Below are 5,458 nucleotides of genomic sequence, written 5' to 3' on the forward strand. Positions count from 1 at the left end.
AGCGATTGGCTGGCGGCCACCGCTTTGCGAGCGAAGCGACCCGCTTCTGCTCTTGCTTGTGATTTTCCGTGGTGGACGCCGCAGGAACCTGTCCAGGGACGGGTGGGTAGGCGGGGCGGGGGTGTCCGCGGCATGGATGCCGCGGCCAAGCCCCCATGGACGGGTTCACGGCGTCCCCCGGCCCGCCTACCCACCCGGCCAAGCCCAAGAATCACGCTGTAGATCCACCACGGAGGGGCCTCGCCGTTCGCCGATCCCCGCCGAAGGCGCGCCTCCCGCGCTGCAACATGCCCACGCGCAATCCTGCGCCATCATGGGCACCCCGCCCGCGCCAGGACCGTGCCATGCAGCAGTACCTGCTTCTGATCTACATCGAGCCTGCCCTGCTGCAGGCGCTGCCCACCGAAGAATTCAACGCGCTGATGCGCGACTGCCTCGCCCACGCCGACAAGCTGCAGGCCGAAGGCACGCTGCTGGCCGCGCAGAAGCTGCAGCCGGTCGATACCGCGCAGACCCTGCGCGTGCGCGAGGGGCACAGCCGCGTGCTGGATGGCCCGTTTGCCGAAACCCGCGAACTGCTGGCCGGCTTCAACCTGATCGTGGCGCGCGACCGCGATGAAGCCATGCGCATCGCCCGCGAGTTCCCGTGGGCACGCTTCGGCAGCATCGAGGTGCGTCCACTCGAAGACATGGACGCCGAGCGCGAACGCTGCGGCGCCCCCGCCGCCGCTATGGCAGCAGCCGCACTCTGATCTCGCGCGGGCCGATGCCTTCGTTGCCGCTGTAGTCGCGCACGCTGGCACGCACGATGTACTCGCCCGGCGGCAGCGCCGCCGGCTGCCAGCGGCCGGTTTCCATCAGGCCGTCACGCACGGTGTTGGTGGCCAGGTAACGGAACCGGGTCACCGCGCTGCCATGCACGGTGATGCCACTGTCCGGTGCATAGGCCACGCGCACCGCTTCCTTCTGCGGCGGCATGCGGTTGAACACGATGTTCCAGCGCGGCTGCTCGTAACCCTGCAGCGGCTGTCCAGCGCCATCGAGGATCTGGTAGCCCACCTGGTACATGCCCAGGCGGCGGCGCGGCAGGTTGTTGTCGACCTGGTCCCAGGCCTCGACCACGATCTGCACGCCGCGACCCTGGCGCGCCACCATCACCACGCCATCGCCACCTGCGGCCATCGGCTGGTCGTTGTCGTCCAGCAGGGCCACATCGGTGATGCGCGGTGCGAAGTGATCGGCGTAGTTGCGGAAGCCCAGCGCCACCGCGTTGGTCTCGAAGCCACCGTTACCCACCGCCAGGTGCACGTGCGCCTGGTTGTTGATGCTGCCCAGGCGATCACCCACGTGGATGCGCATGCCACGTCGCACGCGCATCCGCTGCAGCGTGCCCTGCTCGTCGTACAGCGCCTGCCAGCGCGCGTCGAACGGTGCATCGCGAGGCGTGCGGCCGACCCGCATGTGGATGTACTTGAGGCGATCCACCGACAGGCCTTCGGCCTGCTCGCCCAGGCTCCAGGCGGCCATCGGGCTGCTGACCTTGCCCTCGGCGATCGCCAGCACGGTCTACCCGACATCGCCGCGCACATCGAAGCCGCCGTGCAGGTGGTGGCGGCTCTCGCCTTTGAAGTTGCCGCGCACCTCGCCCAGCGTGCCGACCACTTCGTGCCAGCCGTCCTGCGGTGCCAGCGGCCAGCGCCCGCCCGTGTCTGGCAGCGCGGCGTCGGCGGCGGGGCCGACCAGCGCCGGTGCCGGCAGGTCACCCACCGGCAGTGGGCGCAGCCGGTGCAGGCGGTAGCTGGCCGCATCGGCCACCAGCACACTGCCATCGGCATCCATCGCCAGTCCGCTGGGGCGGGCCAGGCGCGGCAGGCGGCCGTTGCCCACCAGCGCGATCTGATGGCCCTGCGGTGTCACCTGCACGATCCGGCCATCCATGTCCCCCACGTACAGCACGCCGTCGTGGGTGGTGGCCAACGACAGCGGGCCGTTGATCACGCCCCCGGCAGCCACCACCGTGCTGACCGTGCCATCGGGGCCGACGCGGCGCACCGCATTGTTGAACAGGTCGGCCACCAGCAGCGCGCCCTGCGCGTCGAAGGCCAGTGCCACTGGCGTATCGAAGCGCGCCGCCTCGCCCACGCCATCGGCCAACCCCGGACGCCCACCGCCGGCCAGCGTACGCACGCTGCCATCGGTGCCGATCACCCGGATGCGATCGTTGAACGTATCGGCCACGTAGACCTGGCCCTGCGCATCCACCGCGATGCCCATCGGTGCATCGAAGCGCGCCTGCGCGACCGGTCCATCGGCATGGCCCTGCGCGCCCCCGGCCAGCGTGGTCACCTGGCCGTCAATGCCGATGCGGCGGATCGCATGGTTGCCGGTGTCGGCCACATACAGGTTGCCCTGCGCATCGGCGGCAATGCCGGATGGGGTGTTGAAGCTGGCCTGCAACGCCGGGCCATCGATGCGCCCTTCGCCCTGCCCGGCCACGGTTTCGACACGGCCGTCGGGCAGGCGTCGGCGGATGCGGTTGTTGTCACCGGCATCGGTGAAGTACACGCTGCCATCGGCGCCGCGCAGCAACGCATAGGGATCGGCAAAGCGGGCCTGTGCCGAGGCACCGTCACGATCACCCGGATGGCCATCGCCGGCCAACGGCTCGATCTGTGCGGTCCAGGCCAACGGCGTGGGCGCCGGGCCTGCCGGTTCAGCCAGCGTGCGCAACGGCGTCTCCCACCAGGTTGCAGCCAATGCCACTGCGGTTGCCACTGCCACGCCTGCTGCCATCCATTGCCACCGTGCCATCGCGCTGCGCTGCCTGCCTGTTGCCTGAAGAGGCACCGACAATAGACGCTGCGCAGGCGATCCGCCACGGCCAGTCGTACCGGCGGGCGCCAGAGTTCCATGCATCGCGCTTGTTCTCGCTGGCAGCAGCGGTTTCAATGTTGTCCCCACGGATGGAGATCCTCCATGCCCCGCACCCTCCCTCTCGCCGCCGTGCTGCTGGCCGCACTGGCAGGCACCCCCGCTTCGGCCTCGATCACCGTGGCGCCGCAGAAGCCGTCGGTCACCAGCGATGCCGTGCACATGGCCTACGCCAAGCGCTGGGATGACGCGATCGAGCAATCGCGCAGTGGCAACACACTGGGTGCGCTGATCACGATGGAACAGCTGATGGAGGATCCGCTGCTGGATGACTTCGACGCCGAACGGCAGGGCCGTGCCTCGCAGGTGGCCGGGTGGACGGCGATGGTGCAGAAGAAGCCGGTCCAGGCCCGCCGCTACCTGCAGCGCGCCGTGGACGCATTGCCGGACGACGCGCAGATCCTGCTGACCCTGGTCTCGCTCGAACTGTCCGAGAGCCAGCCCGCACCGGCCACGAAGTACCTGGTGCGGGCGCTGAAGCATGCCGACGCGCCGCTGCCGCTGCAGAACGACACCGTCAGGTACCTGCAGTACCGCCTGCGCGACCAGCCGCAACAGCGCATGGAACTGCTGCAGGCGCTGTTCGACAACGGCTGGAAGAGTGGCGGCCTGGAACCGACCGGCATGTGGCTGGCACTGGCCACGTTGCAGGCCGAGAACGGCCGTAGCGATGACGTCCCGGCAACCCTGGCACGTATCAAGGGCCCCGCCGAGATCATCCGGCTGCGCAGCGACAAGCGCTTCGACCGCTATGTCGACCGCAGCGATCCACACTTTGATCCGGTGAAGGCCGCGCAGAAGCATCTGGACGAACTGCGTGTGTCGGGCCTGCTCGATCGCGCACTGGACGCGCGCATGGCCGAATTCAGCAGCACGCTGCTGATGCTGGACCGCAACGAGGAAGTGCTGGCGCTGACCGACGGCATGGCCCGTGCGGCCGCCGCAGGTGAGTCGCCTTCGGCCACCGACGCCGAATGGGTGGGGTGGCTGCTCAACAGCCGGCTCACGGCACTGCGGCGGCTGGGCCGGCTCGACGACGCACTGGCGACCGCGCAGCAGGCCACGCGCATCGGTGCACTCGGTCCCAACAGCATCGAGCACCAGTTGAACATCGGCTTCCTGTTGATCTCGCTGGGTCGCCCGCAGGAGGCGGCGCAGGCGGTGCAGGGCATCCAGGGCCTGGCCGGCTATGGCAAAGCCGCACAGGCGCTGGTGCAGTTCGCCGCCGCCCGCTGCCAGGGCGATACCCGCGCAATGGAGACCGCACGCGAGGTGATCCTCGCCCAGCGCGACGATGCCCCCCTGTTCCATCGCGAGATGCTGCTGGAGCAGGGTGACCTGGACGGCGCGGCCGCGGTGCTGATCGGGCAGCTGCGCTCGCCGGTCGACCGCGGCGAGACCCTGGCCAGCCTGCAGGACATGCGCACCTATCCGTCGCTGCCCGGCGATGTGCGCATCGATGCGGCATGGCGTGCGCTCAAGCAGCGTGCCGACGTGCAGGCCGAGGTCGCACGCGTCGGCCGCATCGAGCGCTACGCGCTGGTCAGCAGCGGTACCTCGCGCTGAGCAGCGCCTAGCGCGCCGGTACCTCGGTACGGATGCCCATCGCTTCGCGGTAGCGCGCGTACAGCGCCATCACCTTGTCCACATAGGCGAGGGTTTCGGCATACGGCGGGACGCCCTTGTAGCGGGTGACCGCCCCGATGCCGGCGTTGTAGGCGGCCGCCGCCAGCGGCCGGTCGCCGTTGTAGCGGCGCAGCAGCGCGCGCATGTAGCGGGCGCCACCATCAATCGACTGCTGCGGCGAGAACGGATCACGCACGCCGTATTCCTGCGCGGTATCGGGCATCAGCTGCATCACGCCCTGTGCGCCCTTGGTCGACACCGCCAGCGCATCGAAGTTGCTTTCGGCATGGGCAATCGCACGCAGCCACGCATCGTCGACGCCGGTGGCCTTGGCGGCGGCCTTGAACTGCCTGGCGTGCTGCGCCAGCTGGGGCTTGCCGACCTTGCCCAGGCCCTCATGGGCCGGCTCGCCCGGCGGCGTGGCCACGGTGAATTTCAGGAACACCCGCGAGCCGGGCAGGTTGCGGGTCGAGTAGACCAGCGCACCGTCCTGCTCGCGCTCGTACAGCACACCGCTGAACACGCCCATGTTGCCCCACAGGTTCGGGGTCTGGATGGCGTTGTCGTCGATTTCCTTCGGCGTGCAGCGCGAACCCGGTTCCGGTGCGGTGGCCAGACTGACGGTGTTGCCCTGCACGCAGCGGTAGACCGTGCGCGCGCTGGCCGGCCCGGGCCACAGGCCGGGCAGCAGCAACAGCGCGAGCAGGAGCGGGCGACAGGACATGGCGGCCGGATGATCCGGCCGCGCCCGCTAATGTTGGGTGAATGGGGGTCGGCGGGGCTGCGCCCTGCACCTGCAGAAGCAACGTCAACACCCAGAGCGGCGCTGGGCTGTTGAGGGGTGGTCGGGTAGGTGTGGCCCGGCAGGACACGCCGTAAACCCATCCGTGGGGGCTCGATG

At 69.5% G+C, this 5,458-nt stretch carries 3 protein-coding genes and 1 pseudogene; 2 read left to right on the forward strand and 2 right to left on the reverse strand.

Features of this window, described 5'->3' with window-relative positions; all coding sequences use genetic code 11:
• The first annotated feature begins 344 nt into the window (after nt 1-344).
• Nucleotides 345-752, forward strand: coding sequence for a YciI family protein (locus QRO93_RS21010; protein WP_164086203.1), 408 nt, complete (start codon nt 345-347; stop codon nt 750-752).
• Here the strand turns inward: QRO93_RS21010 and QRO93_RS21585 are convergent.
• A pseudogene (locus QRO93_RS21585) lies at nt 730-2,811 on the reverse strand (gluconolaconase). The gene QRO93_RS21010 and the pseudogene QRO93_RS21585 overlap by 23 nt on opposite strands.
• A 165-nt stretch (nt 2,812-2,976) precedes the next feature.
• Here QRO93_RS21585 and QRO93_RS21025 point away from each other — a divergent pair.
• Entirely contained in the window at nt 2,977-4,497 is a 1,521-nt protein-coding gene (locus QRO93_RS21025; RefSeq protein WP_180880825.1) for a hypothetical protein, read from the forward strand.
• Nucleotides 4,498-4,504: 7 nt separating this feature from the next.
• On the opposite strand, the gene QRO93_RS21030 is transcribed toward QRO93_RS21025, so the two are convergent.
• Complete coding sequence (locus tag QRO93_RS21030; protein WP_053448645.1) at nt 4,505-5,281, reverse strand: lytic transglycosylase domain-containing protein; 777 nt, start codon at nt 5,279-5,281, stop codon at nt 4,505-4,507.
• Nucleotides 5,282-5,458: the final 177 nt, after the last annotated feature.

The organism is Stenotrophomonas maltophilia group sp. Smal17, assembly GCF_030237045.1.
Classification (GTDB): domain Bacteria; phylum Pseudomonadota; class Gammaproteobacteria; order Xanthomonadales; family Xanthomonadaceae; genus Stenotrophomonas; species Stenotrophomonas forensis.

Excerpts from the sequence above, each read along its gene's own strand:
- QRO93_RS21025 (WP_180880825.1), top strand. The coding sequence starts at position 2,977 with ATGCCCCGCACCCTCCCTCTCGCCGCCGTGCTGCTGGCCGCACTGGCA.
- QRO93_RS21030 (WP_053448645.1), bottom strand. The coding sequence starts at position 5,281 with ATGTCCTGTCGCCCGCTCCTGCTCGCGCTGTTGCTGCTGCCCGGCCTG.
- QRO93_RS21010 (WP_164086203.1), top strand. The coding sequence starts at position 345 with ATGCAGCAGTACCTGCTTCTGATCTACATCGAGCCTGCCCTGCTGCAG.